Origin of the sequence: Leptotrichia sp. oral taxon 847, from assembly GCF_001553645.1 — a bacterium.
GTDB lineage: Bacteria > Fusobacteriota > Fusobacteriia > Fusobacteriales > Leptotrichiaceae > Leptotrichia.
Genome location: NZ_CP014231.1, coordinates 180,972 through 205,181, shown reverse-complemented (window position 1 = coordinate 205,181; position 24,210 = coordinate 180,972). Strand labels below are relative to the sequence as shown.

The window sequence follows — 24,210 nt, the reverse complement described above, 5'->3', positions numbered from 1 at the left end:
TTCCTACTATCCTACATTTTTTTCATCATTAAAATGATACCATTTTTTTTTGGTTAAAGCAATAATAATCTTATTTTTTTATTACAAGTTTTAAAGCAGGGGCATCATCGCCATATTTTTAGATATTTCACTTTATTTATGCGGAAAAGCTAGTAAAATTTTAAAGGTAGATTTTAATTCATTCTTGATTACAAAATGTTATTTTGTTTAATATTATTTTTTTATTTTTTACATAAGGGGAAAGGACCGCCATTTCCCCTTATAATCCCCACGCTCGTCTAAGCATTTTTTTGAAGCAAAGCCGAAACTCGCACTAAACGTGCTCAAACAGTCGTCTTTACTCCAAAAAAATCACGACACCTTTTGTATAATAGTAAAATTTAAACCGTCGGAGCATTTTTATGTGCTGACAAAACTGCCCCGCCGTAAGCGAGTTTTTTGGCAGTACATAAAAATGACGAAGACTAGCCGGGGTGCAGGGGTATGGCAATGATACCCCTGCTTTAAAAATATTGAGTAAATAAAAAAAATTTTTTCAACTGAAATAAATAAAAAACTCTTTTACTTTCCCCTCTTTAATATTGGTCTTGCGTTTGTTTTTTTCTTTGCTAATAAATAAAAAAATTCTATTTCCCTTTTAAATTTTTTGTGATTTCTTTAAAAAAAACTTGCCATTTTTTTTTTTTTTTTGTTATAATGTTAACGCTTTGAAAAGTAGAAATAAAAACTTTTGAAATGCGGGACTTCTATTAGACTCACTCACTCAAACTATTCTTGATAGTTTTTCCGTCTTTCTTAGTTTTTTTAATAATAAAGAAAAGAGGTTAAAGTTTATGACTAATAATTTAAAAGTTCTAAAAAAAGAACTGAAGTCTTTTGCAAAAAGAGTTAAAGATTTCAAATATACTGATTCAGCACTTATCACTTTTCTGTTGACAGGAATGATAAGTTTTACAGGTATATCATTTAATCTTTATTCAGCACAAGATGAAATAAAGGCACAGGAACAAGCAATAAATACATCAATAGTACAGATAAAAAAAGATTTTAGAAGAGCAAGAGAAGAAAACAACAAATTGTTAAGAACAACAAATCTTGAATTAATTCAATTAATGGAACAGGGAGATCACGTAGTTAAATCACCTTGGAGTTCTTGGCAGTACGGAATAAATTACATCAACAACAACTGGAATGGAGTTTACAAAGGTAGAGGAGATAAGAAAGAAAAATACCCATATGAAGGAGTATTTGACAGAAGTGCAGATCCATATGAAAGATACATTGCACCTAACAGCAAAAATTATTCATTGCTATCAAAGGACAGAAATCCACGTTCAGCATCATCAAACAACAGACAAGGATTATCAGGATACGGTATAGCAAGTACACTACCAGCGCGTGAACCAATTGTAGCTTTTGAAGTAAATGCGGGAATTAACCCAAGAGTATTTACAGCACCAACAGTAACAGCGCCTACGGCTACACAACCTAACTTGCCACAGGCTATTAATTTTAAACCAGCGGTGCCTGTAATTAATACACCAGATATACCTAATGTAGAACCTCCAGCACCACAGGCTCCATCAACAGGTAATGATGATGATGCTTGGATTGCAAATGGAGCAACATATGTAAAATGGGATAAAGGTTGGACTGGTGGTTCAGTAGGTTCTGCCGCTTTAGGTGCGACTAGGATAGTAGGAGCTATTGCACAACAAGATATGGATGGTGGTAAATTAACAGTAAAAGCTCACGGAAGTGAATTTGATTATACAGCTAAAGGTATTACGTTTACAGGAAGATATTCTCATCCTACTAATCCTGCTTTAAATCATAATCAAGGTAATGTGGGTGCCGGTTTATTAGATGTTACTGCTACAAATGCTGATTATATTTCAGTACTCAAGTTGGTTGGTGGACATACAATAAATGTAAATTCTGATATTGAATATACAGGTACAGGGGATCCAAATTATCAAAGATGGTTATTCCATACAGATGGTCATAATTATAATGGAGATTCGACATGGGTAAATAATAAAAATATTAGTTTGAATGGTGATCACTTAGTTTTATGGACTTCACAGTATCATGGAAATGCTCCGACACATGGAAATATCGGATTTGTAAATAAAGGAACAATAACAACAGCAGGAAGTAAAAATATAGGTTGGATCGCTCTTGATGAGGGTGGAACAATGGACAGACAGCATTATTTTCATAATGAAACAGGAGGAACTATTAATATAGGTGGTACAAATGATGTCCTTGCGGTAATTCAATCTCCTGTTGCTGCTGCAAATAGTGGTTGGTCATATATAAATGACGGTAACATTAACTTAACAGGAGACACTCAATATGGAATCATAGTTGACAATAAACATTCTTATGATGCGGCAGAAATATTACTGAATAAGCCGATAACTCTTTCAGGAACAAGTTCAGCTGGAGTTGTATTTAAAGGTTGGATGGATCTTGATGGAGGAGCTCCTTTTAGTCACAGTACATCAGATAATATAGTAACGACATTGCCAGGTTCAACAAGAGCATCTGTAATAAGACTAGATTTAACAGGAGATAAAAATACAGGTGTATATTTTGAAAGTGCTTCACCAAACACATTTACATTGAATGAATACAAGATAAATGTGACAGGAAGTAAAAATACAGGTGTTCTAGTGAAACAAGGAAAAGTTAATCTAGGTTCAGGAACAGAGCATGCTATTAATATAACATCTGGTAGTGAAAATATAGGAATATACACAGGTGCGCCAATGACAACTGCAGCAGATATTACAATAACATCTGATAAGTCAACAGGTATTTTTGCTAACAGTGCAGGAGCGGTTACAAATACAGGAAAAATATCAGCAACAGGAGCTTCTGTTAAAGCGATAGTGGCTAATAAGTCTACAACAATTACAAATAGTGGACAAGTAGATGTAACAGGAACTGCCTCAAGTGCAACAGATGGTTCAACTGGGCTTGCAGCAATGGATGGAGGTACTATTACTCATACAGGTGGAGGAACTATAAATGTTGATGGTGGTGCTTCAGCTGGTGCATATGGATATAAAGGAGGAACTGTTGACATCACAGGTGGTACCATAAAAACTACGGGAGGAGCATTTAATGTACTTGCAGCAGACGGTACAGTAAAATTAAACGGTACTGCAATAGATACAGGACAAAAATCATTAGCATTCTATGCAGATAACACAGGTCACATTAACTTTACTGGACCAACAACTGCAAACATAGCAGGAGGTACTGATGCCAATACAAGAGGTACTGCGTTCTATTATAAAGGTAGTGGATATTCTCCATTTACAGCTTCAGACATAACAACTTGGGCAAATAATACATTTGGTGGTACTATAAATAAATTAACACTTAATATGGCAAGTGGTTCAAGATTATTCATCGCTTCTGATGTATCAATGAACTTGTCGGATACAGCAGGTAGTGGTCTAGCTGGCGCTCTGGGAGCAACTATAAACGGAACTGACTATAAGACATTTATGCTTTACTTGAGTAAACTAAAATTAAATCAGTCAATTAACTTGGATGACCCTAATGATGCATACAATCAATTGGAAATTTCAAATTCATCAATTGACAACAATAACAGCAATACCATAACAGGAACACAAGCAGGTCAAACTGCAATTGCACAAGAAAACTTGACAGGTAACAGAGCAGCTGTTACATTGAATAATGATGGAGCAATTAACTTAAGTGGTGCAAACTCAACAGGAATGTATGCTAAATATGGAATTATTAACAACAATGCAACAGGAACAATTACACTAGGAGATACATCGACAGGACTTTACGGAGTGGGAGACAGTATCCTAACAAATACAGGAACAATCACAATGGGTAACAAGTCAACAGGAATGTACTCTGAAGGTTCAACAACTCAAGGTGTAACAAACGCAGGAACAATAACAAGTTCAGGAACATCATCAGTAGGTGTGTTGTTTAAACCTGACGCATCGCTTGCAGCGGGAGCAGTTCTTGGAAATACAGGAAACATTACTTTAGGAGACAGCAGTGTAGGTCTATACGGAGAAAATACAGCTACAAACTACACAACATCAAACTCTGGAAACATTACAGTAGGTAATAACGGTATAGGTATGTTTGGATATGCCGCTGATGTAACAGGAGGAACAGTAAAAGTAGGAGATAAAGGTGTAGGTGTATATTCACAAGGTGGAAATGTAAACCTAACAGGAGGAACAATTGCAACAGGAGCGTCTGAATCAGTAGGTGTGTACACAGTAGGAAGCGGTCAAACAGTAACAAACAGTGGTACAACATTTAACTTGGGAGATACATCGGTTGCGATAGCGAATGCTGGAAATGGAAACACAATTAATTCGACAGTATCAAATGTAGGATTAGGAACAAACAATATCTATGTTTACTCAAATGATGCAGCAGGAACAGTAAACAACTCAACAAACTTAAGTGCAGCAGGAGGAGGAAACTACGGTATCTACTCAGCAGGAACAGTAACAAACTCAGGTAACATGGACTTTGGAAACGGTGTAGGAAACGTTGGAATCTATTCAATAGGTGGAGGAACAGCGACAAACACCGGAACAATCACAGTAGGGGCTTCAAACGCAGCAACAAACGCATTTGGAATAGGTATGGCAGCGGGATACCAGAACAGCGATACAGGACACGTAATAAACAACGGAACAATCAATGTGAACGGTGACTACAGTATAGGTATGTATGCAAGTGGAGCAGGAAGTACAGCAACAAACAACAGTAACATCGTGCTAAACGGAAACAATACGACAGGTATCTATGCAGATAACGGAGCAACTGCAATAAATACAGGTAGTATTTCAACAGGATCAGGAAGCTACACAAATGTAGTAGGTGTATATTTAGGAAAAGGAGCAACACTTAACAATACAGGAAGTATCACAATAGACGGATCAAATGCAGTAGGTGTGTACTTAAAGGGAGGAACAGTAGCCAACTACGGTAACATAACAGTAAATGGAAGCAGCAATCCAAGTGACACTGTATATACATTTACAACACCTCCAACAGGAAAAGGAGTAGGAGGAACAGTAATTGACGCACCAGCGGGAGCACAGACAGCGACAGTAACAATAAATGGAGTAAAACAGAATCCGGTAGTGATAAATACATTTGCAAAAAATCCGATTGAAGTATCAGCGTCAAGTGTAGGATTGTATGTAAATACATCAGGAAAAGACTATACAAATTCAATAAATGGATTAGGAAATTTAACACAGGAAGCAGACTTAATTATTGGAACAGAAGCAACAGAAATGACAAACAGCAAGTCAATCCTGATTAAAGATCCGAAAATATTAGATCCGTATAACAATGCGATAAGAACAAGTGGAGTTTCAAATTGGAATATCTACTCTGGAGGATTGAACTGGATAGCAACACCGACATTGAATCCAGCCGATGGAACAATGACAAGCATCTATATGGCTAAGATACCATATACAGCGTGGGCAGGAAAAGAAGATACACCAGTAGACAGCACAGATACATATAACTTCTTGGATGGATTGGAACAAAGATACGGAGTTGAAGAATTAGGAACAAGAGAAAGACAGTTATTCCAAAAATTAAATGGAATAGGAAACAACGAAGAAATCTTATTCTATCAGGCAACAGATGAAATGATGGGACACCAGTATGGAAATGTACAGCAAAGAATCAACGAAACAGGAAGTTTGCTTGACAAAGAATTTACATATCTTCACGATCAATGGAGAAATCCATCAAAACAGAACAATAAGATAAAAGTATTTGGAATGAGAAATGAATACAATTCAGATACGGCAGGAATAATAGATTATACAAGCAATGCTTATGGTGTAGCCTATGTACATGAAGATGAAACAGTAAAATTAGGAAACTCACAAGGATGGTATGCAGGAGCAGTAAACAACAGATTTAAATTCAAAGACATAGGAAAATCAAGAGAAAACCAGACAATGGTAAGAGCAGGACTATTTAAGACAATGTCGCCAGCAAATGATCACAATGGATCACTAAGATGGACAATAGCAGGAGATGTGTTTGCAGGAAGAAATGAAATGAAACGTAGATTCTTGGTAGTAGACGACATCTTTAACGCGAAAGCGGATTATACATCATATGGTGCGGCATTCAAGACAGATTTAGGCTATGACGTACGATTGAGTGAAAGAACACATTTAAGACCATACGGAGCATTAAAGATGGAATACGGAAGATTTAGCAATATTAAGGAAGATAGAGGAGAAGTTAGATTGGAAGTTGACGGAAATGACTATTTCTCAGTAAAACCAGAAGTAGGAGTAGAGTTTAAATATGTACAACCAATGGCAGTCAGAACAAACTTAACATTAGGCTTGACAGCAGCGTACACAGATGAACTAGGAAAAGTAAACAATGTTAAGAATCAAGCAAGAGTAAGATATACAGATGCGGACTGGTTTGGAATAAGAAGTGAAAAGGAAGACAGACGAGGAAGCGGTAAATTTGATTTGAACTTAGGAGTAGACAACACAAGATTTGGAGTAACAGCCAACCTAGGATACGACACTAAGGGAGAAAATGTAAGAGGAGGACTAGGATTTAGATTGATTTACTAATCTTAGCTAAATTTTACAAAATTCAATTTAAATAAAAAATAGTGGAGCTTTTTATAGTTTCACTATTTTTTTTAATATTTTTAAATTTATTTTTGATTACAAAATGTTATCTTGTTTAGTATAGTTTTTTTGTTTTTAACAAGGGGAAAACATCGCTTTTTCCCCTTATGTAAAAAAATAATGTTAAACAAATTTAAAACAACTAAAAAGTAAAAATTTTTTAAAATTGACTTTATTGTTTTCATATGATAATATGCGTATAGAAGAGATTATCGATTTGAAGGCATTAACTAAGTCATATTAAATTTGTAAAAAATAAAAAAAAGCAAGGAAGTGATTTTATGGATAAAAAGGCTGTTCCCGTGGGAATTGAAGATTTTGAAAGAATAATAAATGAAAGTTACTATTATGTAGATAAATCAATGTTAATAGAAGATTTATTGATAAATAGAGCTCCTGTAACACTTTTTACAAGACCACGGCGATTTGGAAAGACGCTGAATATGTCAATGTTTAAATATTTTTTTGATGTAAAGAACAAAGAAGAAAATAAAAAGCTTTTTGAAAATTTAAAAATATCCAGCAGTAAATATATGAGCGAGCAAGGTAAATATCCTGTGATTTTCATTTCACTGAAAGATCTAAAGGAAGACACTTGGGAGGAATGCCTTGAAAGTATTAAGAATATCATGTACAAAATTTTTAATGAGTATAGTTTTTTAAGAGAAAAGTTAAATATTGTTGAAAAAAGACAATTCGATAAAGTTTGGGAAATAACTGGAAATGAGAGAAATTTTAAAACTTCACTTTTAGACTTATCAAATTATTTAAATAAATATTATGGAGAAAAAGTCATAATTTTAATTGATGAATACGATGCTCCAATAATAAACGCTTTTGATAAAGGATACTACAATGAAGCAATAAATTTTTTTCAGACATTTTACAGCTCGGCACTAAAAACAAATAATTCCTTAAAATATGGTGTTTTGACAGGAATAACAAGAATTATAAAAGAAGGAATATTTTCTGGGTTAAATAATCTTTATGTAAATACGATTCTAAGTAAAAATTATTCAGAATATTTTGGACTTCTTGAGTGCGAAGTGGTTGAAATGCTTGAATATTTTGATATGAAATATAAGATTGAAGAGGTTAGAGAATGGTATGACGGATACATTTTTGGAGAAAGTAAAGTCTACAATCCCTGGTCTATTGTAAATTATATAAGGGAAAAAGAAATAAAAGCGTATTGGGCAAATGTTTCAGGAAATACGCTTCTAGAAAATATGCTTGACCACGCTGGAGAAAGTGTCTATGATGACTTAAAACGGTTTACTGATGGAGAAAGCATTGAAAAATATATTTTGGATGGGACTACGATAAAAAGTGTTTTAAGAAATGATGATGAGATATGGCAGCTACTTTTATACAGCGGATATTTGACAAAGGATGAAAAGCAGAGAGAAATAGATGTAACTTCAGAATATACAGACATCTATAACTTAAGAATACCAAATAAAGAAATTAGAAAATACGTTGGAAATATGTTTTTAAATAGATTTTTTGGAACAGAAATAAAGACTGATATTTTGATAAGGGCGCTTGAAAACGGGGATATTAAAAGATTTGAGAAAACTTTGGGAGAAATAATGATAAATATGCTGAGCCACTTTGATCTGGACAAGGAAATGGAAAAGATTTATCAAGTGTTTATGATAGGGCTTGTTGGATTTTTGATGGGAAAATATGAGATTATCTCAAATGACGAGAGCGGATACGGAAGATATGATCTTGCTATGATTCCAATAAAAAGCAATGAAAAGGCTTATCTTATGGAATTTAAAATATCAAAGACGAAAAAGGGAATGGAAGAAAAAGCACACAAAGCATTAAAACAGATAGATGAAAAGAAATATGACACAAAGCTTAAGGCAAGAGGAATAAAGAATATTTTAAAAATTGGAATTGCATTTTATGGAAAAGAAGTGAAAGTTGTCTTTAAATAGGAGAAAATTCGATGTTTTCCGCAGGTTAAAAAAGACTAAACTAAAAACAAAATGTAAAAAAATTAATCAATAAACTTACTTAATATTTTTAATAAAAAAATAAAAAAATATTGAAATTAAAATTTTCCCTTAAAATTTTTACACTATCTGCAATTGATTTATTTTTTAAAAATGATGGAATAACTCCATAATTTATGGTATACTAAAGTATAATTTTAACAAAAAATTAGGAGAAAATCTGAAAATGGAAGAAAAAAAGATAAATAAAGTTGCCTTGATTATGGCAGGAGGGAGTGGAACGAGATTTTGGCCACTATCAACGAGCAAAAAACCAAAACAATTTTTGGATTTGGTGTCGGAAAAAACAATGATAAAGGAAATGGTAGACAGGATTTTAAAATTGATACCAAGTGAAAATATATTTATTTCAACAAATATTAATTATCTGAAGATTGTAAAAGAAGAGTTGCCACAAATACCAGATAGAAATATTATTTTTGAGCCAATGGCAAGAGATACAGCGGCCTGTATTGGATATGCTGCACAAATTATTGATAAATTGGTAGAAAATAGTATTATGGCGGTATTGCCATCGGATCATTTGATCGAAAAGGAAGAAGAGTTTTTAAAAAGTTTAGAATTTGCATTTGAGGCGGCAAAAGAAGATAGGATTATTACACTTGGGATACGACCAGTTTATCCTGAAACTGGATACGGGTACATCGAATACATTAAGAAGAACAAAAAATCAGAAAAGAACGATAAATTTTGTATATATAAAGTAAAAAGGTTTCGTGAGAAGCCAAATAAGGAACTTGCAGAAAAATATATTGAGCAAGGAAATTTTTTGTGGAACAGCGGAATGTTTATCTGGAAGACAAAATTTATTTTGAGTGAGATAAAAAAACATATGGAATCACACAAATTTGTTTTAGAAAATATTGAAAAATTACTTGAAAAGGTTGATTTGAAGAAATTTTATGGAAAAAAATTAAGCGACTATGTCAAAGATGAGTTTAAAAATTTTGAGAAGATATCAATCGACTTTGGAGTGATGGAACATACAAAATCGGTGAATGTAATTCCTGTAAATATCGGTTGGAACGATGTTGGAAGCTTTAAGTCGCTGGGGGATATTTTTTCAAAAGATGACTGCGGAAATGTCGTAAAATCTAAAAAGTTTGAGAAAATTGAATCTGAAGGAAACATCATTATTAATAAGGAAAATGATAAAATAATTGCAACAATTGGACTTGAAGATATAGTTATTGTAAATACAAAAGATGCACTTTTAGTTTGTCATAAAAATAAAAGTCAGGAAATAAAAAAAATATTATCTAAAATTGAAAAAAATAAAATTAAGGAAGTTTGAGAAATGGAAAATAAAATAGGTATTATTGATGAAGGAAAAAAAGTTTTTGAAATTGAAATAGATGAGTTAAAAAAAATTAAAGATAAAGTTGATGAAAATTTTGAAAAATTGGTAAATATGATTTTTAATTTAGGAAAAAATAAGGTTGTAATTACAGGAATTGGGAAATCAGGAATAATTGGGGAAAAAATAGCGGCAACTCTTGCTTCAACTGGAACAAGTGCAATTTTTGTAAACTCAGCGGAAGCTCTTCACGGAGATTTGGGAATGATAAGTGAAGGGGATATTGTAGTAGGAATTTCCAACAGTGGAAATTCGGATGAAGTTTTGAGTATTTTGGAACCAATAAAAAAGATTGGAGCAAAAATTGTATGCCTTACAGGAAATAAAAATTCAACGCTTGCAAAATATTCGGAAGTGGTGGTAAATATCGGAGTGGATAAAGAAGTGTGTTCAATAGGTGCGCCGACAAGTTCGACAACTGCTACGCTTGTTATGGGAGATGCAATTGCTGCATGCCTTATGAAACTTAGAAACTTTACAAAAAATGACTTTGCTAAATATCATCCAGGTGGAAGCCTTGGAAAAAGATTACTTTTGCACGTATCCGATTTGATGCACATTGGTGAAGAGCTGCCTGTACTTTCTGAAAATGATCCGATAGAAACGGTTGTTATGACTTTGACTAAGAAAAAAATGGGAGCTGTCTGTATTTCTGAAAATGGTAAAATTAACGGTAAATTGGTGGGAATTATAACTGAAGGGGATATACGACGAGCATTGCAGCATAAAGAAAAATTTTTTAGCTACAGTGCAAGGGACATTATGACAAAATCACCTATTTTTATTAACAAAGAGGCAATGGCGCTAGAAGCACTAAATCTTATGGAAAATAGAAAAAATGAAATTGGGGTGCTTCCAGTTGTAGAAGATGGGAAAGTTATTGGTATTATAAGAATACACGATTTGATTGGGTTAAAATAGGAAAGGAAACTAATGGATAATAAAAGTTTATTAAAAGGGACGCTTGTCTATACGCTTTCAAATGTCGTTACAAAGATGGGTTCTCTTGTATTTTTACCAATAATTACAAGGCTTTTGACTGTCGAAGAATATGGGATTGTCGGAATGTTAGAACCAATTGCCACGCTTTTTGCGGTATTTTTGGGACTTGGAATTTATAATGCGCAAATGAAAAAATATGTGGATTTAAAAGATGATCCAAAAGAATTTGGGAGTTTTTTATTTTCTTCATTTGCGGTTATAATAATTTTTAATTTATTAGTTTTTTTATTTTTGATAACACCGTTTTCCAAAAAAATATTTTCGTATATAATTGACTTAAACAAAATTGATTACAATTCATTAATTATTTTGACAATTGTAATAGGATTTGTGAATGCTTTAAATACACTTGCAATAACGCTTTTTAGAATGAAAAAGATGTACAGAAAAGTTGCATTCGGAAGTTTAATCAAGCTTTTTTCAAATTATTTTTTAGCGATATATTTTATAAAATATATGAAATTAGGAGCTCTTGGAAATCAAATTGCAAATTTTGCAGCTGTAGTTTTGCTTTTGGTCTATTTTTTTAAAGATTATTTTGGGAAATTTAATTTTAAATTCAAAAAAAAATATGTAAATTATTCGCTAAAAAATGGATTACCACTAATTTTCATTGAGTTGACTGACCAAATTGTAAATTTTAGTGACAGAATAGTTTTGGGAAAATTTATTCCGATTGCTGTTGTTGGAGCTTACAGCCTTGCATTTACTGGGGGAAGAGCTCTATCGGTAATAACAGGGTCATTTATAAACAGCTGGACTCCGGAGTTTTATGAAGCGATGAAAACTGATAGAAATAATCCTAAAATTACAAAAAGTCTTGAGACATTTTTGGGAATAATTTCGTTTGCATGTGTGATTGCACAGCTTTTTGCGCCAGAAGCGATTAAACTTATTTTTCCAAAAAGTTATGCCGCTGCGATTGACTTTATCCCATATGTTCTTGCGGGAATTGTGATACAGGCGCTTGTCTGTCTGGATTATTTTTTCCATTTTCACGAAGATAGTATGTATATTTTCTATTTTTCAGTTTTTGCGATGGCTTTTAATTTAATCGGAAATTTGATTTTAATTCCAAATTTTAAAAATTATGGGGTATTTATTGCGCTTTGGACAACAATTTTGGCGTTTTTATTAAGAGCAGTTGCTGAAATGGTCGTCATAAAAAGAAAATATCACATTTCTTTTAATTACAAAAAAATGTTTTTTTATTTAATAATTTTATTAAATCCAGCAATTTTTTATCTGTCAAATCACGAAGTTTCGTGGATAAAATTTGTACTAAAAATAGTTTATTTGGGAATCATCGCAAAAATACTTATTAATAAAGAAGTTGCAGAAAAAATAAAAAAAATTTTTAAAAAATTAGTGAAAAGATAAAATTAGGAGAAAATTATGAAATTTACAATTTTTACGCCGACTTACAACAGAAAAGAATTATTAAAAAAATTATATATTTCATTGCAAAATCAAACTTTTAAAGATTTTGAGTGGTTAATTGTCGACGATGGCTCAAGCGATGGAACAAAAGAAACTGTCGAAAAATTTTTGAGCGAAAAAAAACTTGACATAAAATATTTTTTCAAAGAAAATGGCGGAAAGCAAAGAGCGTATAATTTTGCAATGGAAAAGGCAAGTGGAGAACTTTTTATCTGCCTTGATTCTGACGACGAATATAAAAATTATGGACTTGAAGTGATTTTAAAATATTTAAAAAAATTTGAAAATGTCAAAAACTTAGCTGGAATGGGCTATCTTTCAACTTATCCAAACGGCGAAATCATAGGAAGCTTTTTTCCTAAAAATGAATTAATCACAACACAGTTTGAAATTTATAACAAATACGGTGTAACAGGAGATAAAGGGCTTGTGTTTTTCACAAAAATCATAAAAAACTTTCCATTTCCTGTTTTTGATGGTGAAAAATTTATAACTGAGGCTGTCGTTTATAACAGGATTTGTAGAAATTATAACATGCTTTATGTAAATGAAAAAATTGAAATTAAAGATTATCAAAAAGACGGTTTGACCGCAAAATATAATAAATTACTGTTAAATAATCCAAAAGGGCAAGCACTTTATCACAACGAAATAAATTTTGAAAAATTATCTTTTAAACAAAGACTTTTAAATAATGCAGTTTACTATAAATTTTGTAGATTTTCAAACTATAGTTACTTAAAATCTTTTAAAGAATGCAATAGCAAATTATTTTTCGTTTTAGGAAGTCCTTTGGGATTTTTTATGTGGTTAAAAGATAAAAAAAATTTAAAAAAGGAGAAAAAGAAAATATGAAAAAAGACAAACTGTTATTTTTAATATTTCATATATTTGTAATAGCTTTTGTGTTATTTTTAAAAGTAGCAGTACATTTTGAAAATATAAAGTCAGATATGAAATTTTTGGAAGTTTTACTTTTGTTTGTTTATATTTATGTATTTTTTACAGCAAAAGTGTATTTGGATTGGCTCAATTCCTATATGATTTTTTTATATACACTGTTTTTATTTAATTTTACGAGAATTTTTTTAGATGTTGTAAATTATCGTGAATTTGGATGGGCTACAAAGTTTGCAAATTTTTATTTCTTTTACGATGTCCGGATAGAAATTATAACAGTGTTTTTGTTAGTTTTACTGTTTACTCATCTAGGATTTTTTATTGCAATTATGAATGAAGAAATATATGAGTTAAAAAGTAGCATAACACTAAAAAAGAATCCGATTTTTGAAAATGTGGGAATGTTCTTATTCATAATTTCATTACCCGCTCTAGCTTACAAAATGTTGCTTCAGTTAAAAGTAATTTTAAGTGCTGGTTATGAAGCGTATTATACAGGAATTTTAAAAAATGTTGAATATCCGGCTTTTACCAAGGGAAGTGGAACTATAATGACAATCGGATTTTTAATATTTTTGGTTTCCATTCCGAAAAAAAAGAAATTTTTATTCGTCTCATTACTTTATCTGATGGTAAAATTATTGGATTCATTTAAAGGTGCAAGAGCGATATTTTTAACTCAGCTTCTATTCGTTATGTGGTATTATGCAAAGGTGTATGGAATAAGGATAAAACCGAAGACAATGATAAGGCTTACCGCTTTTACAGTAATTTTTTCCCAATTTTTAGTGTCTTTTAGAAGTAAAAAAATATTTAGTTTTGATTTAATAAACTCAATTTGCAACTTTTTATTTTCACAAGGAGTAAGTTACTTAGTCTTGGGCTACACAATCAACTTTAAAGGGAAAATCGTGGGCACAGGTCCATATCCTTACATTTTACAAGGACTTTTTGGATTTAAGCCACAGTCGATGGACACGCTTTATTTGACGAATTCCCTAGCCGACAAATTGACATACGAGTTAGATCCAGTGGCATATTTAAAAGGAGAAGGAATAGGCTCAAATTATATCGCTGAAATGTATGACTTAGGATATATTTGGCTAATTATAATTTCAATTTTATTAGGTATTGCAATTATAAAATATGAAAAATACGTTGTAAAAAACAGTTTCTTATTACTTGCAAGCTACTATTTTATCCCAAATTTGTTTTACATTCCGAGAGGTTCATTTTTTGGAGATGGATTAATCAAAAATATGGGATTATTAGTGGCAGTTTACGCAATTATAACAAGTATTGATTATATGTATAAGCAAATTGAGAAAAAAAGGGCTTTGGAGAAAATCAAAGTTTAAAATTATAATATTTTTTACAAGCGATAATATTTTATTATAAATAGTAGAATGTGATTTGATTAAAAAAAATGGGAGAAAAAACGGAAGAGGAAAAAATGATAGATAAAAAAATATATTATGTCTGGATAGGAAATGCAAAAAAGCCAGATATTTTCTACAAATGTCTGGAATCGTGGAAAAAGAAGCTGCCAGACTTTGAAATAATCGAGATTAATGAGAAAAATTTTGATATGGAAAAACATTTAAAAAAGAACAGATTTTTTCGTGAGTGTTATGAAAGAAAATTATGGGCATATGTTTCAGACTATATGAGAGTGCATTTTATGTATGAAAATTCAGGAATCTATGTGGACACTGATATGGAAATATTAAAAGATTTGACGCCAGTTTTGGAAGAGAAAATTTCTTTTTTTCAAAATCAAAAAGATAAAATTTCAAAAAAAATGAAATTTTTTATAGGTTACGAAGATGAAAAACATATAAGTGTAGGGATTTTTGGGACAACAAAACATAATGAAATTTTAAAAGAAATAATGGAGTTTTATGAAGCTGACATTTGGAAAAAGCCAATTTGGACAATTCCAAAGATTTTTACTTATGTTTTTGAGAAAAAATATAATTTGAGCGAGAAAAGAGAAAATATTTTAAAAGATGGAGAAATTGTAATTTTTCCGAAAGAATATTTTTATCCATATGGCTATCACGAAAAATATACAAAAGATTGCATAAAGCCTGAGACTTATGGGATACATTGGTGGAATGAGAGCTGGGGCAGCTTAAAGGCAAGATTATTTTTGGAAGCAAAGCATTTAAAAGGAATTTCAAAAATTGTAAAAAAAATGCGAATAATTGCCAGATATTATTTGAAAGAGAAGAGATAAAAATTGAATATTAAATAAAACAAAAAAATATATAAATCATTATAATTTTTATTTTATTAAAGGCATTAAAAAAATTGTAAAACAATTATAAAATATGTTACAATGAAAACCTAAAACAAGTAATTTATAAAAAGAAAGGGAGTATAAATAAAAATGTACATAGATCCAATAATAAAAGGAATAGAAATATCCGATATAAGAAAAATTCATGAAAGGTTATCAGCTTATAAAGATGTTATAAATATGACAATTGGAGAGCCGGATATTGACACACCGCAAAAAGTAAAAGAAGCAATTGCTTACCACGCTTTAAATAGTCCAATTAAATATTCACCTGTGGGTGGGATGCCTATATTAAGAGAAAAAATCGCAAAATTTTATAACGAAAAATTTGAAGGAAATTACAAAAAAGACAATGTTTTAGTTACAGTTGGTTCAACCGAAGGACTTTCTTCTACACTTAAAACAATTCTTGCAGAAGATGACGAGGTTCTTATTCCAACTCCAGCGTATGTTGGATATGAGCCATTAATTAGAGTTGCAAGAGCAAAAACCATTTTTATGGACTTGGAAGAAAATAATTTTATTTTGACTGAGAAAATTTTAGAAAAATACATCACACCAAAAACTAAATTAATAATTTTGACTTATCCGAATAATCCGTCAGGAATTACATTACCAGAAGAAGAAATTATTAAAATTGTAAAATTTTTGAAAGATAAAGAAATTTATATTTTAAGTGATGAAATTTATGCTTCAATAGCGTTCGAAAAATTTACATCTTTTGCAAAATACTACAATGAATTAAAAGAGCAGTTAATCATTGTAAATGGATTTTCAAAATCACATTCAATGACTGGACACAGATTAGGTTATACACTTGCAAATAAGAAATTACAAGCTCAAGTAAAAAAAATAAGTCAATATACAGTTACAAGTGCTTCGACATTGTCGCAATATGGAGCGATTGCAGCGCTTGATTATTGCTCGGATACAACAGAGTTGTCAGAAGTTTACAAAAAAAGAGTTTTTTATTTTATGGAAGAATTAGAAAAGTTGGGATTTAAGTGCTTGAAACCTAAAGGGGCATTTTATGTGTTTGCAACATATAAAACAATTGATAAGTTTAAAGATGTGGATTCTTTTGACTTTGTTTTAAATTTATTGAAAAAAACGGAGTTAGCGATAGTTCCAGGAATTACATTTCAAGTGGAAGGATATTTGAGATTTTCGATTGTGCACGATATTCCTGTGTTAAAAGAGGCTATTGCTAGGTTGAAAGATTATATTGAATTTAAATAAAAGTAGAAATTGATTTTTAAAATTATAAAAGATTTTTTTGGTAATCTTATGAAAATGATGAGGTTACCAAATTTATTTTAAAAAGATTTCAGTAAAAGAATAAAAAATACGAAAAATGGAGAAAGAATGGAAAATAAAGAAAAAAAATTTTTAAGAAAAGGTGATAAAATTCAATTAAAGATAGAAGGGCTTAATATGAAAGGTCGTGCATATGGTTTTTATAAAGATTACGAAAATAAAATTTTTACTAATATTAATGCTGCTAGAGATCAAGTTGTGGAAGGAATTTTTGTAAAAAGAAGAAGAAAATATGAATTGATTCATTGTAAAATCGTTGATTTTGCAGGTAGAAAAAATGCGATTTATGACGAAATTGCTAGACAAAATGGTGGTTGTAATTATCAGTATTATTTGTATAACGAACAACTTACGTTGAAAAATTCTAATATTGAAAAAGAAGTAAAGAAAATTGCAAAATATGATTTTACTTTTGAAGAGCCAGTTAGAAGTGTTGAGGTGGAAAAGTATCGAAATAAAATGGAATTTAGTTATGGAAATGCTGTGAAAGACGGGCCTATGATTTTGGGACTTCATAAACAAAATAGTTTTCATGACATTGTTGAAGTAGATGGACTAAAATTAATGGATGACAATTTTAATAAAATTTATATATTTTGTAATGATTTTTCAAAAAAGACTGGCTTAAATTTTTATCACAGACTTATTCATACAGGTTTTTTTAGAAATTTAGTTATTAGAAAAGCGGATTTTACGAAGCAAATTTTGGTAAATATGGTTACGACAACTCAAGTTGAAAATGAGAAAAAATTGGAATTTCAAAAAGGTCTAGTGGGAGGATTGTTGGCTTTGAAGCTTGAAAATGGATTTAAAATAACTGGAATTTTACATACATTTAATGATAATTTTTCTGATTCGGTTGTTTCTGAAGGCGAGGAAATTCTTTTTGGAAAAAGAGATTTGGAAGAAGAAATCTTAGGATTGAAATTTAAAATTAGTCCATACAGTTTTTTTCAGACAAATTCAAAAACAGTAGAAAAATTATACGGAAAAGTGCTAAATTATTTAGATGAAATAGAAGGGGAAAATATTCACAATTCAGTTGTATTTGATTTATTCAGCGGAACAGGGACAATTGGGCAAATTGTTTCAAAAAAGGCAAAACAAGTTTATGGAATTGAGCTTGTGGAAGAAGCTGTTGAAAAAGCAAACGAAAATGTGAAATTGAATGGTATTGAAAATGCTCATTTTATTGCAGGAGATGTTTTTGAAAAATTAGATGAGTTCGATAGTGACGGAGTCAAGCCAGATATTATAATTTTAGATCCGCCTCGTGCAGGCGTTGGAGAAAAAACGCTTAGTAAATTGCTGAAATACGATGTAAAGGATATAATTTATGTGTCGTGTAATCCAAAAACATTTAATACTGATTTGAAGGTTTTGCAGGAAAATGGGTATGAGCTGGTGAAAATAGCTACAGTTGATATGTTTCCATTTACACAGCATATGGAAGTTGTATCAAGGTTGAGAAAGATTGAAAAATAAAATATTAACAGGGAGAAGATTTTAATTAATTTTCTCTTTTTTTAATTTATTTTTTTATAAAAATGTTTGAGAAAGTTATAAACATTAATTCATTAGTCAAGTTATCAAAAATTCATTTTAAAAATATATAAAATATATATATTTCAGAAAATCTTTATTTATAATAAATAATAAACTTTTTAATTTTATTTTAAAAATAATCTTATTGAAAAATTTTAAAAAATAAGATACACTACATATATGAAACTTTTTAAAAAGAAAACACAATATATTGTGTTTTTTAGTTTGGAAATAAATATTATATAGAGAAGCGTTTTGAAAATGCTTGAAAATGAGAAAAGGAGAATAGGATATGAAAAAAATAATTAAATTTGAAAAAAGTGACTGCAATCCATGTGCAATGGTATCGGAGTTTTTAGATAAAAAAGGTGTGAAGTATGAAAGAATCAATGCTTTCGACAATCCAGAAATGGCTATGAAGTTTAGAGTGAGAACAGTGCCAACTGTGATTTTGATGGAAAATGACTCCGAAGTAAAAAGAGTTATGGGGTTTAAAATGGAAGAATTAAACGAAATGGCTTCAGAATTATAGAGGAGAATCTTATGGTTATATATTATGACTCAAAAACTGGAAATGTCCAAAGATTTATGGAAAAAATAAAGAAAGAAAGACCAAACTGGGAAATTATTAAAATTAGTCCTGATTTGGAAGTCAAAAAAGATGGGCATTTTGTTACATTTACGACAAAAATAGGCGAAGTTCCAGAAACTACAGCTAGATTTTTGAAAAAGAACAGTAAATATATAAAGTCGATAAGCTCCAGTGGAAATATGAACTGGGGAGTGTATTTTGCTGTTGCGGCAGATAAAATAAAAGAAAAATATGATATTCCAGTTTGTATGAAATTTGAATTATCTGGAACAAATAGAGAAGTTAAACATTTTATTGATTATGTTGAAAAAAATAATAAATAAAAAAATTTTATTTTAAAATTTAAAAGTTTTTCTGGGAAAGATTTACAAAATTATAAATTTTATAAAATAAAAAAAGAAAGCGAGAAAAATAAATAATGGTAGATAGCAGGGCAAAAAAATGGATTTATCTAAATAACGTAATAATGATAAAAAAAGGGGAAGATTTTCAGCTGGAAAAAGACAAGGAAGCAGTTTATTCATATTTTGTGGATTATGTCAACAAGAATACAGTATTTTTTCACAATTTGGAAGAGAAAATGAGATATTTGATAAAAAATGACTATTACATTGATTTTTACAAAATGTATTCGCATGATGAAATTAAAGAAGTCTTTAAACTGGTATATGATAAAAAATTTAGATTTGCATCATTTATGAGTGCTTCAAAATTTTATCAAAGTTATGCGATGAAAGATGACACGGAACAAAAATTTTTGGAGAGATATGAAGACAGAATTGCAATCGTCTCGCTATTTTTAGCGCAGGGAAATGTGGAAAAAGCGAAGGAATATGCACTTATGTTAATTAATCAGGAATATCAGCCAGCAACACCGACATTTTTAAATTCTGGAAAGAAAAGAGCTGGAGAACTTGTTTCTTGCTTTTTGGATGAAATGGGAGATAATTTGAGCGGAATTGGATATATTTTTGATTCCTCAATGAAGCTTTCTTCGATTGGAGGAGGAGTTTCAATTAATTTATCGAAAATAAGAGCTAGAGGAGAAGCGATAAAAGGTGTGGAAGGAAGAGCATCTGGAGTTTTGCCAATTATGAAGATTTTGGAGGATATTTTTTCTTATGCAAATCAATTGGGGCAAAGAGCAGGAGCAGGAGCTGTTTATTTGAATGTCTTTCACTCGGATATAAATGAATTTTTGGACTGTAAAAAAATAAATGTTGATGAAAAAGTGAGAATAAAATCACTTTCAACAGGGGTAATAATTCCAGACAAATTTTTGGAACTTGCCAAGGAAGGCGAAGTTTGCTACACATTTAATCCACATACAGTATTTTTGGAATACGGAAAATATCTGGACGAAATGGACATGAATGAAATGTACGAAGAATTAGTCGACAATCCAAATGTCAAAAAGAAAAAAGTTGATGCAAGAGAAATTTTAGTAAAAATCTCACAATCTCAAAAAGAAAGTGGTTATCCGTATATTTTCTTTAAAGATAATGCGAATAAAGAACATGCGTTAAAAAAAATTGGAACAGTCAAGTTTTCAAATCTTTGTACAGAAATAATGCAATTATCAGAAGTTTCAGACATCAATGCTTACTATGAAGAAGATACGATAAGAAGAGGAATATCATGTAATCTAGGTTCACTAAATATTGCAACAGTTATGGAAAATAAAAGAATTAAAGAAGTAACAAAAGCTGCGATTGATTCACTTACAATGGTTTCAGATTTAACAAACATTGATGTTGTTCCAACAATTAAAAAGGCGAATGAGGAATTGCATTCTGTGGGGCTTGGAGCAATGAATTTACACGGATTTTTAGCTAAAAACTTCATTATGTATGAAAGCCGTGAAGCACTTGATTTTTGTAACGTTTTCTTTATGATGGTAAATTTTTATTCGTTAGAAAGATCAATGGAAATTGCAAAAGAGAGAGGCGAAAAATTTAAAGATTTTGAAAAATCAGAATACGCAAATGGAAATTATTTCAAAAAATATTTAGAAAAAAATTATGAGCCAAAAACTGATAAAGTAAAAGAATTATTTGAAGGAATGTATATTCCGACGACAGAAGACTGGGCAAAATTAAAAGATCAAGTTATGAAATACGGAATTTATAACGCTTATAGAATGGCAATTGCACCAAATCAGTCGACATCGTATATTATGAATTCGACAGCTTCAGTTATGCCAATAGTTGACACGATAGAAGTGAGAGAATACGGGGACAGTAAAACTTTTTACCCGATGCCATACTTGACAAACGACAATTTCTTCTTTTATAAATCAGCTTACGACATGGATCAAAAAAATGTGTTAAAATTAATGTCAGTAATCCAAAGACATGTGGATCAAGGAATTTCAATAATTCTTCACACAAAGAGCTCTGATACTACAAGAGATATTTCAAAACTTTATATTTATGCGCATAAATTAGGATTGAAATCACTTTATTATACTCGGACTAGAAAGGCTACGATTGAGGAGTGTATAAGTTGTTCGGTATAAGAGAAGGGAGTGTAAATGAATATAAATGAAGCAATAGATATAATTTTTAATATTAACGAATCAAAGGAAGCTTTTGATGTAATAGAAAATAATATTTCACAAATTACATCTCATTTAATTTTAAAATTAAAAAAAATAATAGAAAAAAAAGAAATTCAAGAAATTGAAGAGTTTCATATAATATTAAATTTGATTTTAAAATTTAAAATAAGAGAGACTTTTGATTTTTTATTAGAAATTCTTGAATTTATAAATCATAGATTTAATATTCAATTATTCATAGTAACTTTATCAAAAATAATCAATAGCCATGAAAATGATATAAATGAACTTAACAATTATGTATTTTCTAAAAAAAATCCATTAGGTCAGTATATTATATACAAAGCAATTATTTTATCTATTTTATCTTATGAAGAAAATAAGGAATTACAAAAAATAAATGATTTTTTGAGAGAAATTGTAAATTATTTTATAAACACTGATTTTGAATATTTTAAATATGAAGTTCTTTTACTAGAAATAATAAATGATAATATTTATTTTAAAAATTATCAATTAGTAGATGATAAAAATAAATTAGAAAAGTTGATAGAAAAAATTATTATTTTTTCTGAGATTGGTCACAAATCTGAAAATTTTGAAAAATATTTTTATTTATTATATAAAATAAATTCTAAAAAATTTAATAAAATTATAGAAATTGAAAATTATATAAATAATATAAAAAATGAAGTTTTTGATCAAGCTGAAGTGGGATTATTTAAAGAGAATAATAATGTCAAAAAAGGAAAATTATTATTTAAAAAGATAAATAAAAAAATTGAAAATTCTAATGATAATCTTATAAAAATAACTTTAAAAAAAATGAGGAAATATGATTTTAATTCAAGAAAAATCCCTCATACAAAAGAGGAATATTATGAAGAAATTTATAATTGTTTTGATTTAACTGGTAATTTAGCTGATAGATATGTTTTAGTTAATGAAAAATTTGGAAAAATTTTAAAAAAATATGACATATTAAAAAATAAAATTGAGGAATTAATAGATAAAGTAAAAGAAGAATTGAATGAACTAAAAAAATCTAGATACAACAAAAAGGGGATTTTAGAAGATATAGAAGTCGTCAAACTTAAAGAAAATTATATAAAAAGAAGAAAATTGGAAGTTTTATTCAAAAATCAAAAAAATATAGAATCGGGATTATTAATATTCTATAGGAAAAAACTAGAAACTTTTTTTAAAAACTTTTCTAGTAATGAAAAAATTGATAAAGAACTAAAAAAACTCTCTTTATTTTCTCAAGAACAAATTGATTATAGAATTTCATATTATAATCAAATAATAAGGAAATTTAAATTTTTATTAGCGGAAATTCCTATTAGTACTTTAAATAAAATATATTATAATATAAAATTTATTCCGTATTATGATAATATTCAAAATATAGGAAGAAGAAATTTAAAGTTGTCTGATGAAGAACATAATAATACTATTATTGAGGAAATTAACTTAAAAATAGAAAATCATCCATTAAACCCAATAAATCTAGAAAAATATAATAAAAATGAAAAAGATTATTTAAACATATTGAGAAAAAATTCTAGTACAGCAATAGAAAATATTAAATATAATATTTCAAATTCAATTTGTTTATCAAAAAGGAAAAAAATAATTGAAAAAATTATAAATGGAATTGAAAATAAGGATTATGAAGTGGTAATAAATATTTTACCTATTCAAATTGAAGGATTATTCAAAGATTTTTTAAAATATTCTTTAATGTATGAATATTGTCAAGATATTGAAGTTTATAATAAAATAATGAACATTGATTTAGTTCAAAAAATAGATTTTGGAATTAAAAAGAATTTAAATATGTTTTTTGATACGATAGCATATTTTAAATATTATTTTAATAGTTTAATAAGAAATAATGTCGCACATGGAAATTATGACTTTTTGATTGATAATGTAAAAGATATAAAAAGCGAAATTTTTGCTTTAGAATTATTGTATGATTTAAATTCTATTATTCATACAATTTCTGAAACAAATGAGATAGACACAGCTCAAAAATATATTGAAGAAACTTTTGATAGAATAAAAAAAAGTGAAAAGTATAATGAAAGTAATATGAATTGTCTAATTAATGATTTAAATGGTACAAGAGAAAGATTTAATTTAAGTAAGTTTAAATCTGGATTATTTGTAAGTTATGAAGCTACACGAATCTTATATTGGATATTCAATCCTCTTTACGAAAAATACTTTGATAATGATAAACTTAAGAGTATTAGAAATTTAATTATTTCATCACAGTTTTTTCTATATATAAAAAATAGAATTCATAGTAATTTTGAAAATAAAGAATTATTGAAGAGCATGCAGATAATCAAAACTGATTGTAAATCAAAATTAGATAAAGAAATGGTTCTACTTATAACAGAAATTATAACCTATTTAAATTCTTAAATTATAATCAGAGAAATACATTGTA

The 24,210-nt window shown here is 29.5% G+C and carries 14 protein-coding genes; all 14 read left to right on the top strand.

The window, feature by feature from the left end:
- The first annotated feature begins 833 nt into the window (after positions 1-833).
- The 14 genes from AXF11_RS00920 (at position 834) to AXF11_RS00855 (ending at position 24,185) form a co-directional block, all read left to right on the top strand.
- Positions 834-6,647 (top strand): autotransporter-associated N-terminal domain-containing protein, encoded by a 5,814-nt coding sequence (locus AXF11_RS00920; protein ID WP_068154083.1) that lies wholly within the window; start codon positions 834-836, stop codon positions 6,645-6,647.
- Positions 6,648-6,988: 341 nt separating this feature from the next.
- Positions 6,989-8,656, top strand: coding sequence for an AAA family ATPase (locus AXF11_RS00915; protein WP_068154082.1), 1,668 nt, complete (start codon positions 6,989-6,991; stop codon positions 8,654-8,656).
- Between the two features lie 259 nt (positions 8,657-8,915).
- Positions 8,916-10,028, top strand: a complete 1,113-nt coding sequence (locus tag AXF11_RS00910; protein ID WP_068158101.1) for a mannose-1-phosphate guanylyltransferase — start codon at positions 8,916-8,918, stop codon at positions 10,026-10,028.
- A 3-nt stretch (positions 10,029-10,031) separates the two neighbouring features.
- A complete protein-coding gene (locus tag AXF11_RS00905) occupies positions 10,032-11,012 on the top strand; it encodes a KpsF/GutQ family sugar-phosphate isomerase (protein WP_068154081.1) in 981 nt (326 codons plus the stop codon).
- 12 nt (positions 11,013-11,024) lie between these two features.
- Complete coding sequence (locus AXF11_RS00900) at positions 11,025-12,473, top strand: lipopolysaccharide biosynthesis protein (protein WP_068154080.1); 1,449 nt, start codon at positions 11,025-11,027, stop codon at positions 12,471-12,473.
- 15 nt (positions 12,474-12,488) lie between these two features.
- Positions 12,489-13,388, top strand: a complete 900-nt coding sequence (locus AXF11_RS00895) for a glycosyltransferase family 2 protein (RefSeq protein ID WP_068154079.1) — start codon at positions 12,489-12,491, stop codon at positions 13,386-13,388.
- Positions 13,385-14,791 (top strand): O-antigen polysaccharide polymerase Wzy, encoded by a 1,407-nt coding sequence (gene wzy / locus AXF11_RS00890; protein WP_068154078.1) that lies wholly within the window; start codon positions 13,385-13,387, stop codon positions 14,789-14,791. Before AXF11_RS00895 ends, wzy begins: the two co-directional genes overlap by 4 nt.
- A 68-nt stretch (positions 14,792-14,859) precedes the next feature.
- Entirely contained in the window at positions 14,860-15,672 is an 813-nt protein-coding gene (locus AXF11_RS00885) for a glycosyltransferase (RefSeq protein WP_082729356.1), read from the top strand.
- A gap of 153 nt (positions 15,673-15,825) precedes the next feature.
- Complete coding sequence (locus AXF11_RS00880) at positions 15,826-16,974, top strand: pyridoxal phosphate-dependent aminotransferase (RefSeq protein ID WP_068154077.1); 1,149 nt, start codon at positions 15,826-15,828, stop codon at positions 16,972-16,974.
- 126 nt (positions 16,975-17,100) lie between these two features.
- On the top strand, positions 17,101-18,537 hold the full coding sequence (gene rlmD, locus AXF11_RS00875; RefSeq protein WP_068154076.1) for a 23S rRNA (uracil(1939)-C(5))-methyltransferase RlmD: 1,437 nt from the start codon (positions 17,101-17,103) through the stop codon (positions 18,535-18,537).
- Between the two features lie 352 nt (positions 18,538-18,889).
- Entirely contained in the window at positions 18,890-19,129 is a 240-nt protein-coding gene (locus tag AXF11_RS00870) for a thioredoxin family protein (protein WP_068154075.1), read from the top strand.
- Between the two features lie 11 nt (positions 19,130-19,140).
- Positions 19,141-19,512 (top strand): class Ib ribonucleoside-diphosphate reductase assembly flavoprotein NrdI, encoded by a 372-nt coding sequence (gene nrdI / locus AXF11_RS00865; RefSeq protein ID WP_068154074.1) that lies wholly within the window; start codon positions 19,141-19,143, stop codon positions 19,510-19,512.
- 95 nt (positions 19,513-19,607) lie between these two features.
- A complete protein-coding gene (gene nrdE, locus AXF11_RS00860; RefSeq protein ID WP_068154073.1) occupies positions 19,608-21,707 on the top strand; it encodes a class 1b ribonucleoside-diphosphate reductase subunit alpha in 2,100 nt (699 codons plus the stop codon).
- Between the two features lie 15 nt (positions 21,708-21,722).
- Positions 21,723-24,185, top strand: coding sequence for a hypothetical protein (locus AXF11_RS00855; protein ID WP_068154072.1), 2,463 nt, complete (start codon positions 21,723-21,725; stop codon positions 24,183-24,185).
- The last annotated feature ends 25 nt before the right edge of the window (positions 24,186-24,210 follow it).